This window comes from Streptomyces sp. NPDC088400, from assembly GCF_044753355.1.
Lineage (GTDB): Bacteria > Actinomycetota > Actinomycetes > Streptomycetales > Streptomycetaceae > Streptomyces.
Genome location: NZ_JBIVMZ010000002.1, coordinates 421,654 through 446,817, shown reverse-complemented (window position 1 = coordinate 446,817; position 25,164 = coordinate 421,654). Strand labels below are relative to the sequence as shown.

Genomic DNA, 25,164 nt, shown 5'->3' with positions numbered 1-25,164 from the left:
TTGCGCCCGCCGATGTCACCGCCACCTGCCACAATGCAGGCGGCGGACCACAGAACAGCGGAGCGTGATCGTGACGACGTCCATTGAAAGCAGGATCGCCGGGGAACTCGGCGTACGGGAGCGGCAGGTGAAGGCGGCCGTCGAGCTGCTCGACGGCGGATCGACCGTGCCGTTCATCGCGCGCTACCGCAAGGAAGCGACCGAGATGCTCGACGACGCGCAGCTGCGCACCCTCGAGGAGCGGCTGCGTTATCTGCGGGAACTGGAGGAGCGGCGGACCGCGATCCTGGAGTCCGTGCGCGAGCAGGGCAAGCTCGACGACGCCCTGGAGGCGCGGATCAGGGCCGCCGACACGAAGGCGCGGCTGGAGGACATCTACCTGCCGTTCAAGCCCAAGCGGCGGACGAAGGCACAGATCGCCCGCGAGGCCGGTCTGGAGCCGCTCGCCGAGGGCCTGTTGGGCGACCCTTCGGTGGAACCGCTCGCGGCGGCAGCGGCGTTCGTCGACACGGACAAGGGCGTCGCGGATCCCGCCGCCGCGCTGGAAGGCGCCCGCGCCATCCTCACCGAGCGGTTCTCCGAGGACGCCGACCTGATCGGTGAGCTGCGCGAGCGGATGTGGACGCGGGGCCGGCTGGCCGCGAAGGTGCGGGCCGGCAAGGAGGAGGCCGGCGCCAAGTTCGCCGACTACTTCGACTTCGCCGAGGCCTTCCCCGAGCTGCCCTCCCACCGCGTGCTCGCCATGTTCCGGGGCGAGAAGGAGGACATCCTCGACCTCGTCCTGGAGCCCGAGGAGCCGTCGGAACAGCCCGGTCCGACCATGTACGAGAACATGATCGCCCGGCGCTTCGACGTCGCCGACCGCGGCCGCCCCGGCGACAAGTGGCTCACGGACACGGTCCGGTGGGCCTGGCGGACCCGCGTTCTGGTGCACCTCGGGATCGACCTGCGGCTGCGCCTTCGTACGGCCGCCGAGGACGAGGCGGTGCGGGTGTTCGCCGCGAACCTCCGCGACCTCCTGCTGGCCGCGCCCGCCGGCACCCGCGCCACACTCGGGCTCGACCCCGGGTTCCGTACGGGCGTGAAGGTCGCCGTCGTCGACGCGACCGGCAAGGTCGTCGCCACCGACACGATCTATCCGCACGTCCCCGCGAACAAGTGGGACGAGTCGCTCGCGAAGCTGGCGCGGCTGGCGAAGGACCACGACGTCGACCTGATCGCCATCGGCAACGGCACGGCGTCCCGCGAGACCGACAAGCTCGCCGGGGAGCTGTGCGCCAAGCACCCCGAGCTGAAGCTCACGAAGGTGATGGTCTCCGAGGCCGGCGCCTCCGTGTACTCCGCCTCCGCCTTCGCCTCCCAGGAACTGCCCGACCTGGACGTGTCGATCCGTGGCGCGGTCTCCATCGCCCGCCGGCTCCAGGACCCGCTCGCCGAGTTGGTGAAGATCGACCCCAAGTCCATCGGCGTCGGCCAGTACCAGCACGACCTGTCCGAGGTGAAGCTGTCGCGCTCGCTGGACACGGTCGTCGAGGACTGTGTGAACGGCGTCGGAGTCGACGTGAACACCGCGTCCGCGCCCCTGCTCTCCCGCGTGTCCGGCATCGGCACCGGACTCGCCGAGAACATCGTCACCCACCGCGACACCAACGGGCCGTTCCGCTCGCGACGCGCGCTCAAGGACGTGGCCCGGCTCGGCCCGAAGGCGTACGAGCAGTGCGCGGGCTTCCTCCGTATCCGTGGCGGGGACGACCCGCTGGACGCGTCGAGCGTGCACCCCGAGGCGTATCCGGTGGTGCGGTCGATGGTGAAGACGACCGGCGGCGAGGTCGCGTCCCTGATCGGCAACGCGACGGTGCTGCGCTCCCTGAAGCCCGGGGATTTCGTGAACGACTCCTTCGGCCTGCCGACCGTGACGGACATCCTGCGCGAGCTGGAGAAGCCGGGGCGCGACCCCCGTCCCGCATTCAAGACCGCGACGTTCAAGGACGGCGTCGAGAAGATCGGCGACCTGTCCCCCGGGATGGTGCTGGAAGGGGTCGTCACCAACGTCGCGGCGTTCGGCGCGTTCGTCGATGTCGGCGTGCACCAGGACGGCCTGGTGCATGTGTCGGCCATGTCCAGGACGTTCGTGAAGGACCCCCGGGAAGTGGTGAAGCCGGGTGACGTGGTCAAAGTGAAGGTGATGGACGTCGACATCCCGCGCAAGCGGATCTCGCTGACGCTCAGGCTGGACGACGAGGCGGCGGCGAAGGCGGCGGGAGCGGTGCGGGAGCGGTCCGGTGGTGGCGGCGGTGGCGCCGGCGGCGGTCGGCCTCCGCGGCCTCGGCAGGGAGCCGGGGGTGGCGGTGGCCGGGGTGGAAGTGGCGCGGGTAGAAGTGGCGCGGGTGGAAGTGGCGGTGGCGCAGGTGGCGGTGGTGGTGCCAAGCGACAGGGGGCGCCCGCGCCGGCGAACAGTGCGATGGCTGACGCGTTGCGGCGGGCGGGGCTGACGGATCCTGAGCGGGGCGGACGCGGGGGCGGAAGTGGGGGGCGGGGGCGCGGCTGAGGCGACTCCCCTGCGGGGCGCGGGGCGCCGTCCGGCGGGGCGGTTCGCTGTGCCGGCCCCGGTGCCTGGGTCTTTCGTTTGGATCAGGCCGGATCAGGGAGCGCCTGCCGCGTCAGCGGCTGGTGTCCGTTGGTGCCGGCCGCCACGCCTTGCGGGGAAGGCGGTCCTCCCTCTGTGGCGCGGGTCAGCGCTGCGATCCGGTTTCCGCCGCGGGCAACCTCTCCGGTGCCATGCCGTCCGTGACGCTCAGTTCCTGGGTCCCTACGACAGACAGCAGTTCCAGCTGCTCGGCTCCTGGGCTTCCGGGCGGGGCGGTGAACCACAGCAGGCGTTGCCGTCCGTCCTCGCTGAGGAGGTTGTAGCAGTCGAGTTCGATGACGCCGAGCATGGGGTGGACGATCCTCTTGTGGTCCATGCGGCGCACCGCGACGTCGTGGGTGTCCCAGAGGGCGGCGAACTCCTGGCTGCGGCGGCGTAGCACGGCGACCATCTTCGTGACCTCCGCGTCCCGGCCGCGCCGGGCGGCCGCTGCTTGGAGGTCGGCCACGAACACCCGGGAGTGGTGCGGGTGGTCCTCGGGCGGGTAGATCTCGCGCGCCTGCGGGTCGGTGAACCAGCGGTACACGAAGCTCGCCGCCGGGCCGCGGTGTGCCGGGGACTTGCCGAGCAGGGTCCGGGCCAGGTCGTTTTCCACCAGGGTTTCGTGCAGGTCGGTGATGACGCGCGCGGGGGTGTTGGACAGCCGGTCCAGAAGTCCGAGGAGCGCGGGCTGCACGTGTGCCGATGGTCCGTGTGCTGACGGGGGGACCGGCCGTTCGGCCAGGTGAAACAGGTGGTCGCGCTCGTCGCCGTTCAGGCGCAGGGCTCGGGCGAGGGCGGCCAGGGTCTGGGTCGAGGGCTGCACGCGGTTCTTCGCGCTGCCGCGTTCCAGCTCGGTGTAGTAGTCGGCCGACAGCCCTGCCAGCTGCGCGACTTCCTCGCGGCGCAGCCCGGGGACGCGCCGACGCGGGCCTTGGGGGAGACCGACCTCGGCGGGGCGGATGCGGTCGCGGCGTGTCCTGAGGAAGGCACCGAGTTCTGGAAGGTTCACCCCTCCATGGTCGCTCGTACGCCAGAGCACAGCCAGGGGGTGGCATCCCCCGGGTAAACGCAGCCCTGGCTAAGGATGGGGGGCCGGCCGATCGTGGAGGACGCAGCAGGGCAACGGCAAGGCCGCGGCCCGACGCCCATCCACCACAGGAGTCAGCCATGCCTATCCCCACTTCCCGCGACGGGACCGCTGCCTCGGCCTGGTTTCCCGCCTCGCCTCGTGTCGCGATCGTCACCGGCGGCTCGCGCGGCATCGGCCGCCGGACCGTCGGCCGGCTGGCCGCCGACGGGTACGCCGTCGTGGTCGGCTATTCCGGCAGCCAGGACGAGGCCGAAGCCGCCGCGAAGGAGGCCGTCACCGGCGGTGGCCGGGCGATCGCGGTGCGCGCGGATGTCGCCGACGAACGCGCGGTCGCGGCCTTGTTCGACGCGGCCGAAGGAGAGTTCGGCGGCGGCGTCGACGTCGTCGTGCACGCGGCCGGGCGGATGCACCTGGCTCCGATCGCCGAGCTGGACCTGGCCGTCCTGGACGACCTGTACCGCACCAACATCCGCGGCACGTTCGTCGTCGTCCAGCAGGCCGCCCGTCGTGTGCGCCCCGGCGGCGCGATCGTGACGTTCTCCACGTCCGTGGTGGGGCTGGCCTTCCCGGGCTACGGCGCGTACGCCGCCGGCAAGGGCGCGGTCGAGGCGCTGACGCTGATCCTGGCCCGGGAGCTGCGGGGCCGGGACGTCACCGCCAACACCGTCGCGCCCGGCCCCACGGCCACCGGCCTGTTCCTGGACGGCAAGGACGAGGAGACCATCGCCCGCCTGGCCGCCCAGCCCCCGCTGGAGCGCCTCGGTACCCCGGCCGACATCGCCGAGGTCGTCGCGTTCCTGGCCTCCCCGGCCGGCCACTGGATCAACGGACAGGTCATCCGCGCCAACGGCGGAATCATCTGAACCGCCCGCAGCCACCCCATCGATCTGGACGGCCTGCTCACCGCAGGCAGCTCCCGGTAACACCCCGCTGAGAGAAGGAACAACCAGCCATGCCTTTCGCGAACTTCAAGGTCCCCGAGAAGACCCTCACCCCGAAGCAGAAGGAGGAGATCGTCACTCGCACCACTGAGCTGTATGTCGAGATCTACGGCGAGCGCGCCCGCAACACCACCATGGTTCTGGTCGAAGAGGTCGCGGACGGCGGCTGGGGCATCTCCGGCAACGTGCTGACCCTCGCCATGCTCGGCGAGGCGACACCGGCCGACACCAGCGGCGCCTGACCGCACCGGCCGTCATTCGGCCAGGCCAGCACCTTGGAACCGAGGGCCGCCGCCCCGCCCGCCGGTCGGATTGGGCGGGCGGGGTGGGTTGGGCGTCGCCCGGTGGGGGCTTTGGTCTAGCGTTCCGTCACCTTGCCGTTGGCTACGTCCAGGCGCCTCGTCGTGCGTACCGCGTTCAGCATCCGGCGGTCGTGGGTGACCAGCAGCAGCGTGCCGTCGTACGAGTCCAGCGCGGACTCCAGTTGTTCGATGGCCGGCAGGTCGAGATGGTTCGTCGGCTCGTCCAGGACGAGGAGGTTGACGCCTCGGCCCTGGAGGAGCGCGAGAGCCGCGCGGGTGCGTTCGCCCGGGGAGAGGGTGGTCGCGGGGCGCAGCAAGTGGCCCGCTTTCAGGCCGAATTTCGCGAGGAGGGTGCGGATTTCGGCCGGTTCGGTGTCGGGGACGGCCGGGCGGAAGGCGTCCAGCAGGGTTTCCGGGCCGTGGAAGAGGGCGCGGGCCTGGTCGACCTCGCCGACGACCACGCCCGAACCCAGGGTCGCGAGGCCCGCGTCCAGGGGGAGGCGGCCGAGGAGTGCGGCCAGCAGGGTGGATTTGCCGGAGCCGTTGGGGCCGGTGATGACGACCCGGTCGGTCCGGTCGATCTGGAGCGAGACGGGGCCGAAGTGGAAGCCGCCACGGCGGACTTCGGCGGCGTTCAACGTCGCCACGACGGCCCCCGAGCGGTCCGCGGCGGCGATTTCCATCCGGAGTTCCCACTCCTTGCGCGGTTCCTCGACGACGTCGAGGCGTTCGATCATGCGCTGTGTCTGGCGGGCCTTGGCTGCCTGCTTCTCGGTGGATTCCGTGCGGAGACTGCGACCGATCTTGTCGTTGTCGGTCGCCTTGCGCCGGGCGTTCTTGACGCCCTTCTCCATCCAGGACCGCTGGGTGTGCGCCCGTGTCTCCAGGGACGCCTTCTTGTCCGCGTACTCCTCGAACTCCTCGCGGGCATGGCGCCGTGCCGTCTCCCGCTCCTCCAGGTACGCCTCGTAGCCGCCGCCGAAGAGGGTGATCTTCTGCTGGGCCAGGTCGAGTTCGAGCACCTTGGTCACTGTGCGCGTCAGGAACTCACGGTCGTGGCTGACGACGACCGTGCCGGCCCGCAGGCCGGAGACGAAGGTCTCCAGACGTTCCAGGCCGTCGAGGTCCAGATCGTTGGTGGGCTCGTCGAGGAGGAAGATGTCGTACCGCGAGAGCAGGAGCGAGGCGAGACTCGCGCGGGCTGCCTGGCCGCCGGAGAGGGTGGTCATCGGCTGGTCGAGGCCGACGGTCAGGCCGAGCGAGGCGGCGATCTCCTCGGCGCGTTCGTCCAGGTCGGCGCCGCCCAGGCTCAGCCAGCGCTCCAGGCCGAGGGCGTATGCGTCGTCGGAGCCCGGGGCGCCGTCGACGAGCGCCTGGGTGGCCTCGTCCAGGGCGGTCTGGGCGGCGGTGACCCCCGTACGACGGCCGAGGAAGTCCCGTACGGTCTCCCCCGCGCGCCGTTCCGGCTCCTGGGGAAGGTGGCCGACCTCGGCGGTGGGCGGGGAGAGCCCGAGCACCCCGTCCTCGGGCGTGTCCAGCCCGGCGAGCAGCCGGAGCAGGGTGGACTTCCCGGCGCCGTTGGCACCCACGAGTCCGATCACGTCGCCGGGCGCGACGACCAGGTCGAGCTCGGAGAAGAGCGAGCGGTCGCCGTGGCCTGCGGCGAGATCTTTGGCTACGAGGGTGGCAGTCATCAGACCGTGGATTCTAGTGCGGTGTCATAGGAGCCCCGCCAGTTTGTACAGGGGCTGGGAGCCGGCGACCGTCGCCGTCCGGCGGAATGCGCCGACCTGGCCTGTCCTCGGTAGCGGAATGGGCCTCGGAACCCTGATTCCGCTACGGTCCGCACATGAACGGCAGGAAGAGCGATGTGCTCGTGGTGGGTGGCGGAGTCATAGGTCTGACAACGGCGTTGGTGCTCGCCGAGGGCGGTCACCAGGTCGGGCTGTGGACCCGCGATCCAGTCGGGCGAACCACCTCCGCGGTGGCGGGGGCGCTCTTCTGGCCGTACCGCATCGAGCCCGTGGATCGGATCGGCGTATGGATGGAACAGTCGCTGAGCAGGTACGAGCGGTTCGCGGAGCACCCGGACAGGACCGGAGTGCATATCGTCCCAGGGGTGATGGCGGACGCTCTGCCCGCGGAGCTGGGCAGTTGGGCGTCCCGGGTCGGGGGGTTGCGTGAGGCGCGTGCGGACGAACTGCCCGACGGCGTCGGGCATGGGCTGCGGGCCACTGTCCCGTTGATCGACATGCCCGTCCATCTGCGGTATCTGAAGGAGCGGTTCCGCGCGGCGGGCGGCACCGTGGAACGGCGTTCCGTCACCGGCTTCGACGAGTCGGCCGCCGAGGCATCGGTCGTGGTGAACTGCACCGGGATGGGCGCGCGGCAGCTGGTGCCCGACGCGTCGCTGTATCCGGCGCGCGGGCAGGTGGTGATCGTGGAGAACCCGGGGATCGACGAGTGGTTCGTGATGTCGCTGGGGGGCTCCGCCGACATGACGTACGTGATGCCGCAGCCGTACGGCCTGCTGCTCGGCGGTACGACGAGTGAGCACAACTGGGATCTGCGCCCCGACCCGGTGGAGGCGGAGGCCATCGTGGCGCGCTGCGCCCGGATCCACCCCGCGCTCGCCAGGGCGCGGGTGCTGGAACACCGGGTGGGGCTGCGCCCCGTGCGCCCCCGGGTCCGGCTGGAGGCCGTACCACTGCCCGGGGGCGCCCGGCTGGTGCACAACTACGGCCACGGCGGCGCGGGAGTCACCGTGGCCTGGGGCTGCGCGGAGGAGGCCGCACAACTGGCGGTGGGGTAGAACGTGCCGGGAGCGGCCTTCAGCAGTCGGCGGGCCTCCCGGCGGTCAGGTGGTACTCCGCCCGCTCGTCGAGCAGCAGCGGCACCAGATCGCGCTGCGACTGGCGAAGCGGTACGAGGGCGCCCTTGCCGCGCGGCACGGACACCACTCCGTGCAGGGCGAGTTCGTCCTTGACGTCGCCGTACTGATCCGCGTCGAGCCGGTAGCCGCACGGCGGGTCCTGAAGGATCTCCCCGGGGGCCGCGGGGTCGTTGTCCGCGCCGCCGAGATAGACCGGGCCGCGGTCCTTCAGCCCGGCCAGCCGGGCGGCGGCCGTGGCGGTCGTGATCTGTGCGCGGCGCTCGCCTGTGAAGGCGAACAAGCCCTTCAGGGAGTCGAGTTGACTGGTCACGCGGCGCCGGTTGTTCAGCGCCGCGTCGGAGATCTCGGCATCGGTGAGCGCGTCGACCCGGCTCTCGATGAGCAGGCCGATCGCGTGTTTGACGCCCGAGGCGTTGCGCAGGATGCGCTCCTGGCCGTCACCCGCGGTCTGCTTGATGGGGTCACCGGTCGCCGGGTCGGTCCAGATGCCGTACGTACCGATCGAGTGGCCGCCCTCGCGCGCGGCGGGGCGCACGTACCGCTCCGACAGGGTCCGCGACTCGTCGTGGACACGGGTGTCGGTGTTGAGGTTGCGCGGCCAGAGGTCGAACAGGTCCTTGTCGTAGTACGGCGGGGTGGCGCCGTACTCGTGCAGGTCGTAGATGACGTCCGGGCTCCGGTCGCGGATGACGGCGGCCATGGCCCGGCCCTCGGCGGTCTTGAGCGCGATGTGGTCGCGGTTGATGTCCACGTCGTCGGAGTTGCCGCGGGTGTCGGCGGCCCGTCCGTCCGGGTTGGCGGTGGGGACGACGAGGACGCTCGTACGGGCCAGGAAGCGCCGCGTTTCGCGGTCCTTGGCGTAGGCGAGATCGCGGACCGTGGTCAGGCACGCCTCGCGGCCCGACGGCTCGTCGCCGTGCTGGCTGCACACCAGCAGTACGGTGGCGGCCGCGCGCCGGGCGCCGAGCTCGACGAGCTGGAGCGGGCGGCCCTGCGCGGTGGTGCCGATGGTGGAGAGGGAGGCACGTTCGCTCCCCCGGTCGACGGCGGCCAGGAACTCCTGTTCCTGCGGCTGGCTGGTCCAGTTCGCTCCGTCGCTGGTCTCGAATTCGGTACGCGGCCCGGTGGACGTGCGGGCCGTGGTGGAACCGGCCTCGGCCGAGACGGCTGCCGTGGGCAGGACGAGGGCCGCGGTGGTCGCCGCCAGCACGGCGACTCGAAGGCGGACGAGGGTGCGTACGCGCGGTGTCATCGGCTGCGGTCTCCCGGGATCGGAGGTGTCCGGCGCGGCTCGGCCACGCCGTTCGGACGGGACTCGCGGGGTGCGCTGTGCGGTGGGACCGCTCCGGTCGCGGCGCGGGTGAACGCCTCCGCGCCGCCGACGAGCGGCAGCTTCGCGGACGTTCCGGCCAGATCGAGGGTGAGGGCCGGGGTGGTGGACGGCGGATCGATGAGGCCCTTGTCCGTACCGCCGATGATCAGGGCGAGCCGGTGGCCGGCCGGGACGACATGGTCGCTCGCGGCGAGATCGATGGTGAGGGTGTAGGGCTTGCCCGGGGTGAGTGGACGGCCCTGGCCGGCGGACGCGTAGGTGCCGAGGTCGGCCCAGCCGCGGCTGAAGACCGTGTGGTCCACGTCGGCCGTCCGGGCCGCGGTCTTCAGGTAGCAGGAGCTGTCCGCGGTGGTGCTCGGGCCCCAGCAGGTGCGTTCGGTGAGGGTGGTGATGCCTTCGCCCGACGCGGTGTAGTCGCGGATGGTGTCCGGGCCGAGGTCGACGAGTACCGCGGAGAGATGGGCGGTCGAGGTGGACGGTGTGGCGGTGACGGTCACCGTGGAGGAGCCGGACAGCCGCAGGTCGGTGCTGAGCGGCCGGGTGACGAAACCGGACTTGGCCGGGGTCGACCGGTCGATGTCGGCCGCCCAGTCGGTCTCGCCGAGTCGCGGGTCGTCGGTGAAGGTCTCGGTCGCACCGGGAGCGGCGGGCGCCCGGCCAAGCGTGCCGACGCCGGGGGCCGCGCCCTTGCCGGGGCGCAGGGTGGTGGCATCGGTGGCGCTCGGCGGCCAGACCCGGTCGGTGGACCACTGGTCGGGGGCGCGCTCGATGTCCGCCATGGGTTCGCGGTCGATGCCGTTGTCGTATCCGAGAAGGTAGTGGTCGAACCAGCGGTGCAGGGTGGGCACCCAGTCGGTGCGGCGGAAGTCGAACGGGTCGACATGGCCGGTCTGGGAGAGCCAGATCTTGCGCTCCACGCCCGCGTCGGCGAGCGCGTCCCACCACTGGCCGAGGTGCTTGGTACGGACGTTGAGGTCCTGCATGCCGTGGACGGCGAAGACGCTGGCCTTGACCTGGTGCGCGTCGCGTACGTAGTCGCGCTCGGTCCACAGCTCGGTCCAGTCGCCGCTGCGCGGTGCCTCGTCGACCAGGCGCTGCTGGACCGCCTGGCAGCGGCCCCGGGCGGCGGGGCTCTCCACGTAGTCGGAGAGCCATTCGGGCCCGGAGTCGTAGAGGGGGGCGCCCTGGGCGAAGTAGTAGTCGTACCAGGAAGTGATCGCGGCGATCGGGACGATGGTCTTCAGTCCCTCGACGCCGGTGGCGGCCACGCCGTTGGCGACGGTGCCGTCGTAACTCTTGCCGATCATGCCGGTGGCGCCGGTGGTCCAGTCGGCCGCCACCCGGGTGGTACCGGTGCGATCGGCGTAGGCGTGGGCACGGCCGTTCAGCCAGTCGACGACGGCCTTGGCGGACTGGACGTCCGACCGGCCGCCGACATCGACACAGCCGTCGGAGCGGTTGGTCCCGGTCAGGTCCACTGCGACGAAGGCGTAGCCGCGCGGCACGAAGTAGTTGTCGTAGTGCAGGGGGAAGGAGAGCGGGTTGCCGTCCGCGTCGTAGGTCTTCTTCTGGCTCTCGTTGCCGCGTCCGCAGCAGGAGTAGTACGGGCTGGCGTCCATGATCACGGGGATCTTCCGGCCCTGCTGCGCGGGCTCGGCGGGGCGGACGACATCGACGGCGACGCGGTCGGTCCTGCCGTCTCCGTCGCCGTCGAGTCCGGTGTCCACCCAGACGGACTCGCGTATGGCGTCGGAGTAGGAGTAGACGGGTTGGCTCTCGCGGGTCTTGGGGGGTTTGGGAGGCTTGGAGGGCTTGGGGATCTCGCGGGCCTCACGGGTCTCCGCTATCTGCTTGCCCTCCCGGGCCTCCCCGGTCTCCCCGGTCTCCCGAGCGGAGGGTCTGTCCACCGCCTGTTGAACGCCCTGTTGCCGATCAGCGCCCTGTGCTCCCGTCGGGGTGAGTAAAACCCCCAGGAGCGCGGCGGAGGCCGCCACGACCAACGTTCTGTACGACCTGCGGGCACTCCGCGTAGGGATCTCCATGGGGCGGAAGGTACCTCGGTCAACTCCCCTGCAAAAGAGGGCAGTCAAGAGGCAGGAGGGACCGGCGGACGGAGTACGGGGGACAGCCTGGACGATTCCGGCCGACGGGGCGGACCATGTCGGGGCATTTCGGCAACGCGGCGAGCGTGCATCTCTGTGTGCGTACGTGTGCGCCGGGCACGATCGCGCGGGCGGGGCTTCGGCATGACTCGTCCCGTGCCGCGACCGGCGATGTTGCCCGCCGAGGAGCGACGGCCGACATGGCCGGGAGGGGCATTAGGGTATAGCCGTTCGGCAGCCCGCCTCTCACGCGCCCACGTCGCTGTCGTACGTGCCGCCGCATCCGCCGACGAGGAGCGCACGCCGTGTCCGAACCGTCCACTGGTTCCCGCCCCACCCTGGAAGCCGTCGCGGCGCGCGCGGGGGTCTCGCGGGCCACGGCCTCCCGGGTCGTCAACGGCGGCGTGGGCGTGCGCCGGCCGCTGGTCGACAAGGTGCTGCGGGCCGTCGAGGAGCTGGGATACGTACCGAACCACGCGGCCCGCACCCTGGTCACCCGGCGCACCGGCGCCGTCGCCGTGATCATCGCCGAGCCCGAGGTCCGGATCTTCAGCGATCCGTTCTTCTCCCAGCAGATTCGCGGCATCAGCAAGGAACTGACCGCACACGACACCCAGTTGGTGCTCCTGCTGGTCGAAGGGCCCGGCGACTACGAGCGGATCGCCCGGTATCTGGCGGGCGGCCATGTCGACGGCGCGCTCGCCTTCTCGCTGCACACCGACGATCCGATACCCGCGATCACCCGGCGGGCGGCCATGCCGACCGTGTACGGAGGCCGGCCGAGCTGGACGGTGGCACCGGATCATCAGGCCGTGCCGTACGTGGACGCCGACAACCGAGGCGGCGCCCGCGAGGCCGTCCAGTACCTGCGTGACCTCGGACGGCTGCGGATCGCGCACATCAGCGGCCCACGCGACCAGACGTCGGCCAACGACCGGCTCGACGGTTACCGGGACGTCCTGCTGGACGCGGACCCGACGCTGATCGCCGAGGGCGCGTTCACCGAGGAGAGCGGGGCGCGGGCGATGACGGAACTGCTGGACCGGTGCCCCGATCTGGACGCGGTGTTCGCCGCCAACGATCTGATGGCCTCGGGCGCCCTGCGCGTCCTCAAGGAGCGCGGCCGGGCGGTGCCCGGCGATGTGGCGCTGGTCGGCTTCGACGACATGGACTCGGTCGCCGAGGCCACCGATCCTCCGCTGACCACCGTCCAGCAGGACATAGAAGGGCAGGGACGGCTGATGGCACGGCTGTTGCTACGAGGGCTCGACCAGGAGCGCGCGGGCGCCGGTCCGCCGGCACCGGCCTCGGTGATCACCCCGACCATGCTGGTACGGCGGGCCTCGGCCTGACCGCGGGCCTCAGTCGACCGCAGGCCCTGCCCGGCCGTCGGGCCTCGGTTCACCTCTCGCGCGTGACGCCTCAGGGCTCCTACGTGTCACGGAACGTCTCGCCCTTCTCCGCCTTCCCGACCAGCAGCGCGGGCGGCTCGAACCGCTCGCCGTACCGCTCGGCCAGTTCCCGGGCACGCGCGACAAAGCCGGGCAGGCCGCCCTCGTATCCGTTGATGTACTGGAGCACACCGCCTGTCCAGGCCGGGAAGCCGATGCCCATGATGGAGCCGATGTTGGCGTCGGCGACCGAGGTCAGGACGTTCTCCTCCAGGCAGCGCACGGAATCCAGCGCCTCGGCGAAGAGCATCCGCTCCTTCATGTCGAGGAAGGGGACCTCTCCGTCGCGGAAAGGGGCCTCCCCGTCGCGGACGGGGACCTCTCCGTCGCGGACGGGGACCTCTCCGTCGCGGACGGGGACCTCTCCGTCGCGGAAGGGCACCTCGGGAGCCTCGGTGTCCGCCGCCCGGCCGAAGTGCTCGCGCAGGCCCGGCCACAGGCGGGTGCGGGTGCCGTCCTCGCCGTACTCGTAGAATCCCGCGCCGCCCCCGCGTCCCGTACGCCCGAACTCGTCCACCATCCGGTCGATCACCGCGTCCGACGGGTGACCGGTCCAGGTGCCTCCGGCCTCCTCGACCGCGCGCTTCGTCTCGTGGCGGATCCTGCGCGGAAGCGTGAGCGTCAGCTCGTCCGTCAGCGAGAGCACCTTGGCCGGGAACCCGGCCTGCGCGGCGGCCTGTTCGATCGACGCGGGATCGACGCCCTCGCCGACCATCGCGACACCCTCGTTGATGAACTGCCCGATCACGCGCGAGGTGAAGAAGCCGCGCGAGTCATTGACCACGATCGGGGTCTTCTTGATCCTGCGCACCAGGTCGAAGGCGCGGGCGAGCGCCTCGTCGCCGGTCCGCTCGCCCTTGATGATCTCGACCAGCGGCATCCTGTCGACCGGTGAGAAGAAGTGCAGCCCGATGAAGTCAGCGGGCCGGGACGTGCCTTCGGCGAGCGCCGTGATGGGCAGGGTGGAGGTGTTGGAGCAGAGCAGCGCGTCGGGCTCGATGACGTCCTGGATCTCCTGGAACACCTTGTGCTTGAGCGCTGTGTCCTCGAAGACCGCCTCGATCACGGCATCACACCCGGCGAGATCGGCGACGTCGGCGGTCGGGGTGATCCGGGCGAGGAGCGCGTCCCGCCCGGCCTCGCTCGTACGCCCCCGGGAGAGCGCCTTGGCGAGGAGCTTCGCGGAGTGCGCCTTCCCTCTGTCGGCGGCCTCCTGGGACACATCCTTGAGGACGACGTCGAGACCGGCGCGTGCGCAGGAGTACGCGATGCCCGCGCCCATCATCCCGGCGCCGAGGACCGCGACCTTGCGGACCTCGCGCGGGGCGATGCCCTGGGGGCGGCCCGCACCCGAGTTGACGGCCTGGAGGTCGAAGAAGAACGCCTGGATCATGTTCTTGGCGGTCTGTCCGGTGACCAGTTCGGTGAAGTAGCGGGCCTCGATGGTCTGCGCGGTCTCGAAGTCGACCTGCGAGCCTTCGACGGCCGCCGCCAGGATATTGCGGGGCGCCGGGTAGGGGGCGCCCGCGATCTGCTTCTTCAAGTTGGCCGGAAAAGCAGGCAGGTTGGCGGCGAAGCGCGGGCTGGAGGGGGTACCGCCCGGGATCTTGTAGCCCTTGACGTCCCACGGCTGCCAGGACTCCGGGTGGGCGTCGATGAAGGCGCGGGCCCGGTCGAGCATCTCGTCGGTGGTGGCGGCGACTTCGTGGATCAAGCCGTTCTCCAGCGCGCGCCCCGGTGCGTACTGGGTGCCCTGGAGCAGGACCTTGAGCAGCGCGTCGGCGATGCCCAGCAGCCGTACGGTACGGATCACCCCGCCACTCCCGGGCAGCAGTCCGAGCGTGACCTCGGGCAGGCCGATCTTGGATCCGGGCGCGTCCAGGGCGACCCGGTGGTGGCAGGCGAGGGCGATCTCGTAACCGCCGCCCAGCGCGGCCCCGTTGACGGCGGCGACGACGGGCTTGCCGAGGGTTTCGATGCGGCGCAGGGCGTGCTTGAGCGCCATACCTGTCTCGAAGACCTGCCGGGCGTCCTCGGGACCGAGTCTGATCATGTCCTTGAGGTCGCCGCCGGCGAAGAAGGTCTTCTTGGCGGACGTGACGATGATGCCGCGAATGCTGTCCTTCTCCGCCTCCGCGCGGTCGGCGACGGCTGTGATGGCCTGCCGGAACGCGTGGTTCATGGTGTTGGCGGACTGGTCGGGGTCGTCGAGGACGAGGGTGACGACACCGGTCCTGTCCTGTTCCCAGCGAATCGGGGAGGAAGCCGGGGTGGAGGAAGCCGGGGTGGAGGACTCACTCATGCTGCTGCTCCGTCTCGGGAGGATTTCCGTAGCGGGAAGGCTCGGTGGCGGGGAGGCCCGGTGGTGTGGCCCGTCGCAGGGCGGTGACGTGGCCCGTCGCGGGGACGGTCAGAGACGCTCCACGACGGTGGCCACGCCCATGCCGCCACCGACGCAGAGCGTGGCGAGGCCGTACCGCTTGTCCTGGCGCTCCAGTTCATCGATGAGGGTGCCGAGGATCATCGCTCCGGTGGCCCCGAGCGGATGGCCGAGCGCGATGGCGCCACCGTTGACGTTGACCTTGTCCAGGGACAGTCCCATGTCCTCGGCGAAGCGCAGGACGACCGCCGCGAAGGCTTCGTTGATCTCGACCAGGTCGATGTCGTCGATGGTCAGTCCGGCCTTGGCGAGGGCCTTGCGGCTCGCCGGGGCGGGTCCCGTCAGCATGATGGTCGGCTCGGAGCCGGAGACCGCGGCGGAGACGATCCGGGCGCGCGGCGTGAGTCCGTAACGCTCGCCGGTCTCCCGGGAGCCGATCGCGACGAGGGCGGCGCCGTCCACGATGCCGGACGAGTTACCCGCGTGGTGGACATGGTCGATCTTCTCGACCCAGTGGTACTTCTGGAGGACCACGGCGTCGAAGCCGCCCATCTCGCCGATTTTGGCGAACGACGGCTTGAGGCCGGCGAGCGAGTCGGCGGTGGTGCCGGGCCGCATGTGCTCGTCGTGGTCGAGGACGGTGAGCCCGTTACGGTCGAGGACCGGCACGACCGAGCGCGCGAAGCGGCCCTCCTTCCAGGCCACGGCGGCCCGTTCCTGGGAGAGCGCGGCGAACTCGTCCACATCGCGCCGCCCGAAGCCGCCGAGGGTGGCGATCAGGTCGGCGCCGATGCCCTGCGGGGCGAAGCCGGTCGCGAAGCTGGTCATCGGGTCCATCGCCCAGGCACCGCCGTCGGAACCCATCGGCACCCGTGACATCGACTCGACGCCGCCCGCGAGGATCAGGTCCTCCCAGCCGGAACGGATCTTGGCCGCGGCCAGGTTGACGGCTTCCAGGCCGGACGCACAGAAGCGGTTCTCCTGTACGCCGGCGACGGAGTCGGGCAGTCCGGCGGCGATCGCCGCGATACGGGCGATGTCCGAGCCCTGGTCGCCGAGCGGGCTGACCACGCCGAGCACGATGTCGTCGATCGCCGCCGGGTCGAGCCCGGGGAACCGGCCGCGCAGCTCATGGATCAGGCCGACGACAAGGTCGATGGGCTTCGTGCCGTGCAGGGCGCCATTGGCCTTGCCCCGGCCCCGCGGGGTGCGGATCGCGTCGTAGACGAACGCTTCGGTACTCACGACGACTGCCTTTCAACGATTCCGGTATTCCGGTTCACGACTGTCCCGTTCACGACTGTCCCGTTCACGGTTGTCCCGTTCACGGCTGTTCCCCTTCACGACCGCGGCGATCTGCCGACGGCGTCCGTCATGTTCCCGGCCGTACGTCCACCGATGGTCCGGATCCGGCCGTCGGCCGGACGCGCCGACCCGTGTACTCGGGCACTCGGATACGAGGCTCCGGAGCTCCAACTCAGCTGCCCTCCTTGGCGTGTGCGGGTCCCCCGTCCCCTCCGGGCCCGCCCCAGCTGTCGGCGGGCAGGTCCCAGTCACGGGCGATCTCCGCACCGTCCGCGCCCGGCCGCGCGGGCGGCCGCCGCACCGATCCGGGGGTGGCGGAGAACCGGGGCGCGGGCGCCGGCTGGGTGAGCCCCGCGTGGTCGATGAAGGTGCCACGCGCCGCGAGATGCGGGTGGTCCGGTGCCTCACGCAGCGACACCACCGGAGCGACACAGGCGTCGGAACCCTCGAAAACCGCCGTCCACTCCTGGCGGGTCTTCGTCCTGAACCGAGCGGCCACCGCGTCCCGCAACTCGTCCCAGCGCTCGAAGTCCGTGCGCGCCGGGAGCTCGTCGGCGATGCCCAACAGCTCCACGAATTCGTTGTAGAACCGCTGTTCCAGCGCGCCGACCGCCATGTACTGGCCGTCGGCGGTCTCGTACGAGCCGTAGAACGGACTGCCGCCGTCGAGCAGGTTGGCTCCCCGCCGGTCCTGCCAGCCGCCCGCGCCCATCATCGCGTGGATCATGGTGGTGAGATGCGCGGTGCCGTCGACGATCGCCGCGTCCACGACCTGCCCGGTGCCATCCGGCGTACGGGCGTGCTGGAGCGCCGCGAGCACGCCGATGACGAGGTAGAGCGCGCCGCCCGCGTAATCACCGAGCAGATTCGCCGGGAGGGCGGGCGGCTCGTCGGCCTTGCCGATCATGGAGAGGGCGCCGGTGACCGCGATATAGCTGATGTCGTGTCCCGCGCGCTCGGCGAGCGGGCCGTCCTGGCCCCAGCCGGTCATCCGTCCGTACACCAGCCGCGGATTGCGGTCGAGGCACTCCTGCGGGCCGATACCGAGACGCTCGGCGACGCCGGGGCGGTATCCCTCGATGAGGACATCGGCGCGCTCGACCAGGTCCAGGACGCGGGCGGCGCCGTCCTCGGCCTTGAGGTCGATCAGCACGGAGCGCTTGTTGCGGTTGGTCAGGTCGTGCGCCGGATCGATACGGAGTCCCGCGCCGCCCGGCCGGTCGATCCGTACGACATCCGCACCGAGGTCGGCGAGCGTCATGGCGGCGAACGGCCCCGGCCCGATTCCTGCCAACTCGACCACGCGTACCCCGGCCAGCGGGCCCTTCGGACCGTTCCCTGTCGCCGCCACCTGACTTGTTGCCATCAATCCCCCAGCACAGTTACACACTGGTGCAACACCAGCGATGTCAAGAATGCGTCCCGCTCGGTACAGGCTCCCGGACTCCCGGGCTCTCGGACCGAGCAAGCGCTTAGTTCACTTGGTTCACTGTCGAGCCTATGCCGTCCCGCGACGCGATGCCGTCCGGCGACTCGTGAGGTTCCGCAACTCGATGAGGTTCCGGTGTGACGAGGTTGCCGGTGTGACGAGGTTCCGGTGCCCGATGAGGTTCCGGTGCTCGATGGCGTGGTAGCTCTCGCACGGGACAAGTGCACGGAACGGACAGTGGAGGGCCCATGACCGGCAAGCGCGACACGGAACGCCCGTACGACATCGTGCTCTTCGGAGCGACGGGCTTCGTCGGGACACTCACCGCGGAGTATCTGGCCGCCCACGCGCCCCAGGACTGCCGCTGGGCCATCGCGGGCCGGGACCTGGAGCGGCTGAAACAGTTGCGGGAGCGGCTCACCGCGATCGACCCCGGCTGCGCCACATTCCCCGTCCTGCACGCCGACGCGGATTCCCCGGACTCGCTGCGCACCCTCGCCGAGTCGGCCCGCGTGATCGCGTCGACCGTCGGACCGTACCTGTTGCACGGCGAGGGGCTGGTCGAGGCCTGTGCGGAGGCGGGAACGGATTACGCGGACCTGTGCGGCGAGGGCGAGTTCCTGGACCGGATGTATCTCCGCCATGACGTACGGGCCCGCGAGACCGGCGCGCGCCTCGTGCACGCCTGCGGCTTCGACGCGGTGCCGAGCGACCTCGGCGTGCACTTCACGGTCCAGCAGCTCCCCCAGGACGTGCCGCTGCGCGTGGACGGTTTCGTACGCTCCAACGCCTTCTTCTCCGGCGGGACGCTGGCCTCCGCACTGACCGTCATGAGCCGTGGCCCACAGGGTCTACGGGCCGCGAGGGAACGGCAGTTGTACGAGCCGAGGCAGGTCGGCCGGCGCACCCGGGCGCCGTTCGGCACACCACACTTCAGCCGGGAGACCGGGTTCTGGGCGCTGCCGCTGCCGACCCTCGACCCACAGATCGTGGCGCGCTCCGCGGCGGCACTGGAGCGGTACGGTCCCGACTTCCGTTACCGGCACTTCGCCGGGGTGAAGTCGCTGCCGGTCGCACTGGGCGGCAGCGCGGCGGCGGGAACGGGGCTGGCCGTGGTGCAAGTCCCGGCGGCCCGGAACTGGTTGCTCAAACGGTACGAGCCCGGCGCGGGCCCGGACGAGGAGCGCAGGCGGGCGAGCTGGTTCTCGGTGCGCTTCGTGGGCACGGGCGGCGGGCGGCGGGTCTTCACCGAGGTCTCGGGCGGCGATCCCGGCTACGACGAGTCGGCGAAGATGCTGGCCGAATCGGTGCTCAGTCTGGCGTTCGACGACCTGCCGGACACCGCGGGCCAGGTAACCACGGCGGTGGCGATGGGGGACGCGCTGCTGGTACGTCTGCGGGCGGCGGGGATCCGGTTCCGAGTCGCGGACGCGCGTTAGCCACGGCCTGTCGGAGGACGCGCGTTAAGCCATGGCCCAGTTGGCGATGGTGTAGATCATCGAGCCGAGCCAGATCAGACCGATGACGGAGGACACCAACAGCGCGGTAGACATGCCGCGTTCACCCTGCGAGGACTGCTGACGCGGCTCGAACTCACGGGACTGGAAAAGGGCCGTTCTCGATGCGGCTCGATAGTTCGTCATATCTTCAGCCTGCCGATCATGACCGGCTGCCGGTATCCGTACAGGTACTCAGCTTGTTCTTCAAGCTTCTGGCCGATTGAGGTCCGGCGATGGCGACTTCGCGTTTCACTTCGTACTCACGTCGTAGCGGGGAGCATCAAGGTCGTACATGCCGCACCGTCCGACGGACACGCCACCCAATACTCCGAACTCTCTGTAGTCGATCGATAGCATCCAGTAGCCATTCGGCTGCCGCCGAGGGCGTCTTCGACGAACGGAGCCTTCATGCATCACCGCGTCATCCGTCTCGCTGTCATCGCCGTGGCCGCCATCGGCTGCCTGTCGGTGAACACCGCTTCCGCCACCCCGCAGGCCGACACCGATCGTGCCGCCAAGACGTGCAAGGAGGGTTACTTCTGCCTGTGGTCGGGGCCGCATCAAACCGGCAGGCTCCTCTTCGCCGAGGACGCGCATGTGACAAAGGACAGCTTCCGGTTCCCCGACCGGGACGACATCGAACCGCCGATCTACCCGCGGTCCGCGTACAACCCCCTCCTCGACGACTTCGGCTGCATCGTCCGCCTCAACGACCAGCCGCACTTCGCAGGCGACGAACAAGAGGTCGCCGGCTTCGGCAACCAGGAACTCGACGGCCGCCGGGTGGCCTCGATCACCTCCGACTGCGGCTGAGCCACGAAAACGCTGATCAGATCCGGGTCGCGCCCAACACCGAACGGACCGGCCCGGATGACAGGCTCACGCTTCGCTCATCGAGTGATGTTGGGCGAACTCGTCAGCGAGCATGCCCATCATGACGAGATCGTGATGCCGACCGGCGAAGAACACCTGATCGCGGAGGCGCCCCTCCTCGATGAAACCGAGCCCACGTTGAAACGCCAGTGATGCCTCGTTGTGTGCGAAGACCCGCGCTCCGCACTTGTGAAACCGCCGCTCGGCGAACATGAAGCGCAGCAGCATCACCACGGCTTCCGCCGCGTAGCCTTTGCGCCGGTGATCAGCGCCCACTGTGACGCCGTACTCGAACCAGCCGGCACGTGGATCAGCGTGGTGCGAGCCGACAACACCGACTATCTGCCCCGTGTCGACGGCTTCGATTGCCAACTGGAAGCAGTCGCCGTCGGACTTGGCAGCGGCCTGATCCTTCGCCCAGGCGCGGTAGCCGTCGGCGGAGCGGGGTGGGTGCAGCAGGTCTCCCAGCCGCTCCTCGTCAGCGGCGAAGCGTATGAACGCGGTCCAGTCGTCGGGCTCGATACCGCGCAGGCGTACCCGTTTGCCGGTCCAGAACGATGTCATCCCCTATTCGATCACGCTGCGGCGTGTGAACTCCAGACGTCCGCCGACCCCCGAGACGGCATGTGACCTGGTGCTTCAAAGCTGCCAAACATGGCGAGCTCGCACCGCGTTCGGCCGTGACTCGGCTCGGCTCGGCTCGACTTGGCTCGGCTCGGCTCACCAACAGGCCGTCCCACCTACGCGGTTGCCTCACGCAGTGCCCGGCGGCAGAGGGAGTCGGCTCGCCGTGTGGACTCCGGAAGGCGATAATCAGGGGCCAGCCGCAGAGTGTGGGCGCAGGCGGTCGCGAGGTCGACGCGGTGGCCGACGGAGACGAAGACCGGCTTGACGTCCTCCTGCGTGCGCAGTGCCCGGCCGACCTCCTCGCCGTCGTCGGCCCGCAGTGGCGAGGAGTCGCCACGCCGGGCGCCCGGCTGTTCGTACGCGAACATGAACGGGTTCTTCGCCACACCGATCACCGGAAGCCCGGTGAGCACGCCGAGATGGGTGGCGAGCCCGAACCGGCGCGGATGGGCCAGGCCGTAGCCGTCACAGACGACGAGGCCGGGATCCGAGGTGAGCGATTCGAGGGCGGCCAGGACCGTCGGGATCTCACGGAAGGCGAGCAGACCGGGGACGTAGGGGAAGGCGACCCGGCCTACGGCGGTGGCCTCGTCCACGACGGCGAGGGTGGCGGCGTCGAGTACGACGGCCGCCGCGGCGACGACGTCCCGCTCGTCGTCGTACGCCACGTCCACCCCGGTCACCAGGCCCGTCCCGGCCGGCGGCCCCGGTTCGTCGAGCACGACGCGGCCGCGCAACTCGTCCTGGATGGCGCGTGCCTCGGTCTCGTCCGCGGGTGTCCTGATCGTCGTCATGGTGATCACCAGCCTAGGGCGTGCGGCGACAGCAGCGCCGCCTGCTCTCCTGCCCAGGCCTCTGCGGGCAGGCGGGCGCGGCTAACCTGGCGATCATGTTCGTACTGGAATTGACCTATACCAGCCCCATCGAGCGCGTCGACGAACTGCTCGACGCCCATGTCGCCTGGCTGGACGCGGAGTACGAGTCCGGTGTCTTCATCGCCTCCGGCCGCAAGAACCCGCGTGACGGCGGAGTGATCCTCGCGGTCGGGGACGACCGTGCGGAGATCGAGCGGATCACGGCGTCCGATCCCTTTGTGACCGGAGGCGTCTGCGCCTACCGGATCACGGAGTTCATCGCGACGAAAACGGCGCCCGCGCTCGCTCCGTACCGCCAGCAGCTCCCGGGCTGAGCGGAGAAGCCGGCAGCTAGGGCAACAGCCGGGCGACACGCCCCTGTTCGCCGGCGGCCCAGCAGCCCCGGTCCCGGGCGCAGTCGACCGTGTCGTACGAACCGGTGTCGACGGTCCGCCAGTTATGGCCGCCGTCCGTCGTCAGGTCCGTCCCGGTCGGGCCGACCGCGAGGGCGGCCGTCCGGCTGTACGGCAGCCAGGCCACGCCCGAACGGTAGGCGGGCGGCGGGGTGTTCGCCTGCCGCCAGCTCCGGCCGCCGTCGCCGCTGACCGCGGCGGCCGCCGGGGAGGCCTGGTCGGGACGGTAGTCGCCGCCGACCGCCAGGCCGTGCCGCCGGTCGCGGAAGGCCAGCCCGAAGACACCGCGGGCCGGGTCACCGGCGGGGAGCGTCGACGCGGAGACGGTCCGGTGGAGGCCGCGGTCGGCGGAGTGCAGCGCTGGGCTTTTGGCCAACGCGGCGAGCGCGCGTGCCGGGCGTCGCCCATCCGGCTACCCCCAGGACAGGTGATACAACTCACGCCCTTTCGGGAGCACGGATCGAGGTCCTCCACCGTCTTTCACATTGAGGAGGCGACCGCGTCCGGTCCCCCCTCCGATCCGTCTTCGGCCAGACCAAGGGGAGCAGACCATGTCACCCGTTATCGAGCAGGCTGTTCAAGCCCGACTGGTCGCGTCCGTCCCCCGGGCCGATACCGTGCACGCGACGCTGCGCTACGACCGCGCGGACCCCTTCGCCGTACGCATGGCGTTCCCGCCACCGGCGACGCTGGAGGGGACCGAGGTGACCTGGGAGTTCTCCCGCGAGCTGCTCGCCACGGGCATGACCGAGCCCATCGGTGTGGGTGACGTACGGGTCCGTCCCTTCGGCTACGGCCGTACGGTCGTGGAGTTCCACGCCCCCGAGGGCACCGCGATGGTGCATCTGCGCAGCTGGGAGCTGCGTGACTTCCTGGAGCGCTCCGAGGACCTGGTGCCGGCCGGCCGCGAGCACCTCTACCTGGATCTGGACCACGACCTGGCCGAACTGCTGGGCGACGCCTGCTGACGCGACGCACCTCCCTGCCCGCCTCCGCCTCTCGCCATTAATTCCGTTGACGACCACCGGCCCCTCTCATACGGTGTGCCGCAGTCCTGTTGTCGTCGATTGGAGTAGGACGTTGCTCGTCTGAGGTCCTGAGACACCGTGCCGCACAGCTGCGCTTCCGCCTGTGTGCTCGTGTGTGACCTCGGCTGTCGAGCCGTCCTCACCCGACCGGGACTCTTCGTCCGTATCGCGGTGTCTCCATCCGTTGCTCTGCACATCTCGCACGCACTCTTCGCGCTCGTCGCGCGGCAACCGGAGATCCGTATGTCTACTGCCCCCAGTCATCTCACCTGCACCGCCCTCTCCTTCGCCTGGCCCGACGGAACGGGCGTGTTCGACGGATTCCAACTGACCGTCGGCCCCGGCAGAACCGGGCTGATCGGCCTCAACGGATCAGGAAAATCAACCCTGTTGCGCCTGATGGCGGGCGAACTTACCCCGACCGAGGGGAAGATCAAGGTCATCGGCGATGTCGGTTACCTCCCGCAGACCGTGGTGCTCGACACCGGGCTGCGGGTGGACCAGGCGCTCGGTATCGCCGCGACCCGCGCCGCGCTGCACGCCATCGAGGCGGGCGACGCGAGCGAGCGGCACTTCAGCGCCGTCGGCGACGACTGGGATGTCGAGGAGCGGGCCGTCGCCACCCTCGATCAGCTCGGCCTCGGGCACATCGGCCTCGACCGGACCATCGGCGAGGTGTCGGGCGGCGAGTGTGTGCTGCTCCGGCTGGCCGCGCTGCTGCTGGCCAGGCCCGATGTGCTGCTGCTGGACGAGCCGACCAACAATCTCGATCTGCATGCCCGGCGGCGGCTGTACGCGGCGGTCGGCTCCTGGTCCGGCGTGATGGTCGTGGTCAGCCACGACCGTGAACTGCTGGAGCGGGTCGACCAGATCGCCGACCTGCGGGACGGCGAGGTGAAGTGGTACGGCGGCAACTTCACCGCGTACGAGGAAGCCCTGGCCCAGGAGCAGGAGGCGGCCGAGCGCATGGTGCGGGTCGCGGAAGCCGATGTACAGCGGCAGAAGCGTGAACTGGCCGACGCACAGGTCAAGTTGGCTCGGCGCAAGCGGTACGGACAGAAGATGTGGGACAGCAAGCGCGAGCCCAAGATCGTGATGGGAGCCCGTAAACGCGCGGCCCAGGAATCGGCGGGCAAGCACCGCATCATGCACACCGAGAAGCTCGCCGAGGCGAAGGAGCGGCTGGACGACGCGGTGGAGGCGGTACGCGACGACGACGAGATCCGGGTCGAACTGCCGTACACGAAGGTCCACCCGGGCCGGAGCGTACTGACGCTCCGCGAGCTGCGGCTGCGGTACGGAGCCGAGGCCAGGGGCGAGTTCGCGATTCACGGCCCCGAGCGGATCGCGCTCGTGGGACGGAACGGAGCGGGCAAGACGACGCTGCTACGGACGGTCGCCGGGGAGCTGGAACCGGTCTCGGGCGAGGCACTGGCCCATGTGCCGCTGCGCTTCCTGCCGCAGCGGCTCGATGTGCTGGACGACTCGCTGAGCGTCGTGGAGAACGTCGCACGGTTCGCGCCCGCCGCGACGAACAACATGGTCAGGGCGCGACTGGCACGCTTCCTGTTCCGGGGCGCGCGGGCCGATCAGCCGGCCGGGACCCTCTCGGGCGGGGAGCGCTTCCGTGCCTCGCTCGCCGCGCTGCTCCTCTCCGAACCGGCACCGCAGCTGCTGATGCTGGACGAGCCGACGAACAATCTGGACATGGCGAGCGTGCGCCGGCTCACCGACGCTCTGGAGTCGTACGAGGGCGCGCTGATCGTGGCGAGCCACGACGTGCCGTTCCTGGAGTCGATCGGCATCACCCGCTGGCTGCGGCTCGACGGCGAGTTGCGCGACACGACCGCCGAGGAGGTACGGGAGGCGTCGCCCAGGTCGTAGTACCGGCGCCGGCCACAGGGCCGAGCGGCGAGTCGGCGAGTCGGCGAGTCGGCGAAGACTCCGCCAAGCTCCGGAGGATCGACGCCGAGCCCCCGGAGCACCGATCGACGCCGACCGGGAAACCCGACAGA

Annotated in this window: 20 protein-coding genes and 1 pseudogene; 10 read left to right on the top strand and 11 right to left on the bottom strand. The window is 70.5% G+C overall.

Annotated features, from left to right (window positions below; genetic code table 11):
• The first annotated feature begins 70 nt into the window (after positions 1-70).
• A complete protein-coding gene (locus ACIQD6_RS06905; RefSeq protein ID WP_401879006.1) occupies positions 71-2,548 on the top strand; it encodes a Tex family protein in 2,478 nt (825 codons plus the stop codon).
• Positions 2,549-2,732: 184 nt separating this feature from the next.
• Here ACIQD6_RS06905 and ACIQD6_RS06900 read toward each other — a convergent pair whose 3' ends face one another.
• The gene (locus ACIQD6_RS06900) at positions 2,733-3,638 is read right to left on the bottom strand and encodes a helix-turn-helix domain-containing protein (protein ID WP_401879004.1); all 906 of its coding nucleotides are present in this window, start codon (positions 3,636-3,638) and stop codon (positions 2,733-2,735) included.
• A 158-nt stretch (positions 3,639-3,796) separates the two neighbouring features.
• Here ACIQD6_RS06900 and ACIQD6_RS06895 point away from each other — a divergent pair, with 158 nt between their 5' ends.
• Together ACIQD6_RS06895 and ACIQD6_RS06890 are read left to right on the top strand one after the other, a co-directional pair.
• Positions 3,797-4,582 (top strand): SDR family oxidoreductase, encoded by a 786-nt coding sequence (locus tag ACIQD6_RS06895; RefSeq protein ID WP_401879003.1) that lies wholly within the window; start codon positions 3,797-3,799, stop codon positions 4,580-4,582.
• Positions 4,583-4,671: 89 nt separating this feature from the next.
• Complete coding sequence (locus ACIQD6_RS06890; protein WP_401879001.1) at positions 4,672-4,902, top strand: tautomerase family protein; 231 nt, start codon at positions 4,672-4,674, stop codon at positions 4,900-4,902.
• A 116-nt stretch (positions 4,903-5,018) separates the two neighbouring features.
• On the opposite strand, the gene ACIQD6_RS06885 is transcribed toward ACIQD6_RS06890, so the two are convergent.
• Positions 5,019-6,656 carry an ABC-F family ATP-binding cassette domain-containing protein gene (locus ACIQD6_RS06885; protein ID WP_401878998.1) on the bottom strand — a complete coding sequence of 546 codons (1,638 nt, stop codon included), beginning with the start codon at positions 6,654-6,656 and terminating at the stop codon, positions 5,019-5,021.
• 155 nt (positions 6,657-6,811) lie between these two features.
• Between ACIQD6_RS06885 and ACIQD6_RS06880 the strand changes: the two genes are divergently transcribed.
• Positions 6,812-7,774 (top strand): FAD-dependent oxidoreductase, encoded by a 963-nt coding sequence (locus tag ACIQD6_RS06880; RefSeq protein ID WP_401878997.1) that lies wholly within the window; start codon positions 6,812-6,814, stop codon positions 7,772-7,774.
• Between the two features lie 19 nt (positions 7,775-7,793).
• On the opposite strand, the gene ACIQD6_RS06875 is transcribed toward ACIQD6_RS06880, so the two are convergent.
• Positions 7,794-9,107, bottom strand: a complete 1,314-nt coding sequence (locus ACIQD6_RS06875; protein ID WP_401878995.1) for a M14 family metallocarboxypeptidase — start codon at positions 9,105-9,107, stop codon at positions 7,794-7,796.
• Entirely contained in the window at positions 9,104-11,230 is a 2,127-nt protein-coding gene (locus tag ACIQD6_RS06870; protein ID WP_401878993.1) for a Xaa-Pro dipeptidyl-peptidase, read from the bottom strand. The genes ACIQD6_RS06875 and ACIQD6_RS06870 overlap by 4 nt, the downstream gene beginning before the upstream one ends.
• A 365-nt stretch (positions 11,231-11,595) precedes the next feature.
• On the opposite strand from ACIQD6_RS06870, the gene ACIQD6_RS06865 reads away from it, so the two are divergent.
• On the top strand, positions 11,596-12,642 hold the full coding sequence (locus ACIQD6_RS06865) for a LacI family DNA-binding transcriptional regulator (RefSeq protein ID WP_401878991.1): 1,047 nt from the start codon (positions 11,596-11,598) through the stop codon (positions 12,640-12,642).
• A gap of 79 nt (positions 12,643-12,721) precedes the next feature.
• On the opposite strand, the gene ACIQD6_RS06860 is transcribed toward ACIQD6_RS06865, so the two are convergent.
• The 3 genes from ACIQD6_RS06860 to ACIQD6_RS06850 all read right to left on the bottom strand — a co-directional run bounded on the left by ACIQD6_RS06860 (position 12,722) and on the right by ACIQD6_RS06850 (position 17,792).
• Positions 12,722-15,043: a 3-hydroxyacyl-CoA dehydrogenase NAD-binding domain-containing protein gene (locus tag ACIQD6_RS06860; protein ID WP_401878989.1), complete on the bottom strand. Its 2,322-nt coding sequence runs from the start codon at positions 15,041-15,043 to the stop codon at positions 12,722-12,724.
• Between the two features lie 108 nt (positions 15,044-15,151).
• Positions 15,152-16,366 carry an acetyl-CoA C-acetyltransferase gene (locus ACIQD6_RS06855; RefSeq protein ID WP_401878986.1) on the bottom strand — a complete coding sequence of 405 codons (1,215 nt, stop codon included), beginning with the start codon at positions 16,364-16,366 and terminating at the stop codon, positions 15,152-15,154.
• Positions 16,367-16,598: 232 nt separating this feature from the next.
• The gene (locus ACIQD6_RS06850) at positions 16,599-17,792 is read right to left on the bottom strand and encodes a CaiB/BaiF CoA transferase family protein (RefSeq protein ID WP_401878984.1); all 1,194 of its coding nucleotides are present in this window, start codon (positions 17,790-17,792) and stop codon (positions 16,599-16,601) included.
• A gap of 311 nt (positions 17,793-18,103) precedes the next feature.
• Between ACIQD6_RS06850 and ACIQD6_RS06845 the strand changes: the two genes are divergently transcribed.
• On the top strand, positions 18,104-19,294 hold the full coding sequence (locus ACIQD6_RS06845) for a saccharopine dehydrogenase family protein (RefSeq protein ID WP_401878982.1): 1,191 nt from the start codon (positions 18,104-18,106) through the stop codon (positions 19,292-19,294).
• A 24-nt stretch (positions 19,295-19,318) separates the two neighbouring features.
• Here ACIQD6_RS06845 and mmpA read toward each other — a convergent pair whose 3' ends face one another.
• Positions 19,319-19,498 (bottom strand): morphogenic membrane protein MmpA, encoded by a 180-nt coding sequence (gene mmpA / locus ACIQD6_RS06840; protein ID WP_401878980.1) that lies wholly within the window; start codon positions 19,496-19,498, stop codon positions 19,319-19,321.
• Between the two features lie 264 nt (positions 19,499-19,762).
• On the opposite strand from mmpA, the gene ACIQD6_RS06835 reads away from it, so the two are divergent.
• Positions 19,763-20,167, top strand: coding sequence for a peptidase inhibitor family I36 protein (locus tag ACIQD6_RS06835; RefSeq protein ID WP_401878978.1), 405 nt, complete (start codon positions 19,763-19,765; stop codon positions 20,165-20,167).
• A 66-nt stretch (positions 20,168-20,233) separates the two neighbouring features.
• On the opposite strand, the gene ACIQD6_RS06830 is transcribed toward ACIQD6_RS06835, so the two are convergent.
• Both ACIQD6_RS06830 and ACIQD6_RS06825 read right to left on the bottom strand, forming a co-directional pair.
• Positions 20,234-20,791, bottom strand: coding sequence for a GNAT family N-acetyltransferase (locus ACIQD6_RS06830; protein ID WP_401878977.1), 558 nt, complete (start codon positions 20,789-20,791; stop codon positions 20,234-20,236).
• Positions 20,792-20,967: 176 nt separating this feature from the next.
• Positions 20,968-21,648 (bottom strand): endonuclease V, encoded by a 681-nt coding sequence (locus ACIQD6_RS06825; RefSeq protein WP_401878976.1) that lies wholly within the window; start codon positions 21,646-21,648, stop codon positions 20,968-20,970.
• A 95-nt stretch (positions 21,649-21,743) separates the two neighbouring features.
• Here ACIQD6_RS06825 and ACIQD6_RS06820 point away from each other — a divergent pair, with 95 nt between their 5' ends.
• On the top strand, positions 21,744-22,043 hold the full coding sequence (locus tag ACIQD6_RS06820; RefSeq protein WP_401878975.1) for a YciI family protein: 300 nt from the start codon (positions 21,744-21,746) through the stop codon (positions 22,041-22,043).
• A 16-nt stretch (positions 22,044-22,059) separates the two neighbouring features.
• On the opposite strand, the pseudogene ACIQD6_RS06815 reads toward ACIQD6_RS06820, so the two are convergent.
• Positions 22,060-22,485, bottom strand: a pseudogene (locus tag ACIQD6_RS06815) (oxidoreductase); the annotation flags it as partial.
• A gap of 187 nt (positions 22,486-22,672) precedes the next feature.
• On the opposite strand from ACIQD6_RS06815, the gene ACIQD6_RS06810 reads away from it, so the two are divergent.
• The gene (locus ACIQD6_RS06810; RefSeq protein ID WP_401878973.1) at positions 22,673-23,089 is read left to right on the top strand and encodes an SsgA family sporulation/cell division regulator; all 417 of its coding nucleotides are present in this window, start codon (positions 22,673-22,675) and stop codon (positions 23,087-23,089) included.
• 303 nt (positions 23,090-23,392) lie between these two features.
• Complete coding sequence (locus ACIQD6_RS06805) at positions 23,393-25,033, top strand: ABC-F family ATP-binding cassette domain-containing protein (RefSeq protein WP_401878971.1); 1,641 nt, start codon at positions 23,393-23,395, stop codon at positions 25,031-25,033.
• Positions 25,034-25,164 lie beyond the last annotated feature (131 nt).

Excerpts from the sequence above, each read along its gene's own strand:
- ACIQD6_RS06895 (WP_401879003.1), top strand. The coding sequence starts at position 3,797 with ATGCCTATCCCCACTTCCCGCGACGGGACCGCTGCCTCGGCCTGGTTT.
- ACIQD6_RS06890 (WP_401879001.1), top strand. The coding sequence starts at position 4,672 with ATGCCTTTCGCGAACTTCAAGGTCCCCGAGAAGACCCTCACCCCGAAG.
- ACIQD6_RS06885 (WP_401878998.1), bottom strand. The coding sequence starts at position 6,656 with ATGACTGCCACCCTCGTAGCCAAAGATCTCGCCGCAGGCCACGGCGAC.
- ACIQD6_RS06880 (WP_401878997.1), top strand. The coding sequence starts at position 6,812 with ATGAACGGCAGGAAGAGCGATGTGCTCGTGGTGGGTGGCGGAGTCATA.
- ACIQD6_RS06875 (WP_401878995.1), bottom strand. The coding sequence starts at position 9,107 with ATGACACCGCGCGTACGCACCCTCGTCCGCCTTCGAGTCGCCGTGCTG.
- ACIQD6_RS06870 (WP_401878993.1), bottom strand. The coding sequence starts at position 11,230 with ATGGAGATCCCTACGCGGAGTGCCCGCAGGTCGTACAGAACGTTGGTC.
- ACIQD6_RS06860 (WP_401878989.1), bottom strand. The coding sequence starts at position 15,043 with ATGAGTGAGTCCTCCACCCCGGCTTCCTCCACCCCGGCTTCCTCCCCG.
- ACIQD6_RS06850 (WP_401878984.1), bottom strand. The coding sequence starts at position 17,792 with ATGGCAACAAGTCAGGTGGCGGCGACAGGGAACGGTCCGAAGGGCCCG.
- ACIQD6_RS06845 (WP_401878982.1), top strand. The coding sequence starts at position 18,104 with ATGACCGGCAAGCGCGACACGGAACGCCCGTACGACATCGTGCTCTTC.
- mmpA (WP_401878980.1), bottom strand. The coding sequence starts at position 19,498 with ATGACGAACTATCGAGCCGCATCGAGAACGGCCCTTTTCCAGTCCCGT.
- ACIQD6_RS06835 (WP_401878978.1), top strand. The coding sequence starts at position 19,763 with ATGCATCACCGCGTCATCCGTCTCGCTGTCATCGCCGTGGCCGCCATC.
- ACIQD6_RS06830 (WP_401878977.1), bottom strand. The coding sequence starts at position 20,791 with ATGACATCGTTCTGGACCGGCAAACGGGTACGCCTGCGCGGTATCGAG.
- ACIQD6_RS06825 (WP_401878976.1), bottom strand. The coding sequence starts at position 21,648 with ATGACGACGATCAGGACACCCGCGGACGAGACCGAGGCACGCGCCATC.
- ACIQD6_RS06820 (WP_401878975.1), top strand. The coding sequence starts at position 21,744 with ATGTTCGTACTGGAATTGACCTATACCAGCCCCATCGAGCGCGTCGAC.
- ACIQD6_RS06810 (WP_401878973.1), top strand. The coding sequence starts at position 22,673 with ATGTCACCCGTTATCGAGCAGGCTGTTCAAGCCCGACTGGTCGCGTCC.
- ACIQD6_RS06805 (WP_401878971.1), top strand. The coding sequence starts at position 23,393 with ATGTCTACTGCCCCCAGTCATCTCACCTGCACCGCCCTCTCCTTCGCC.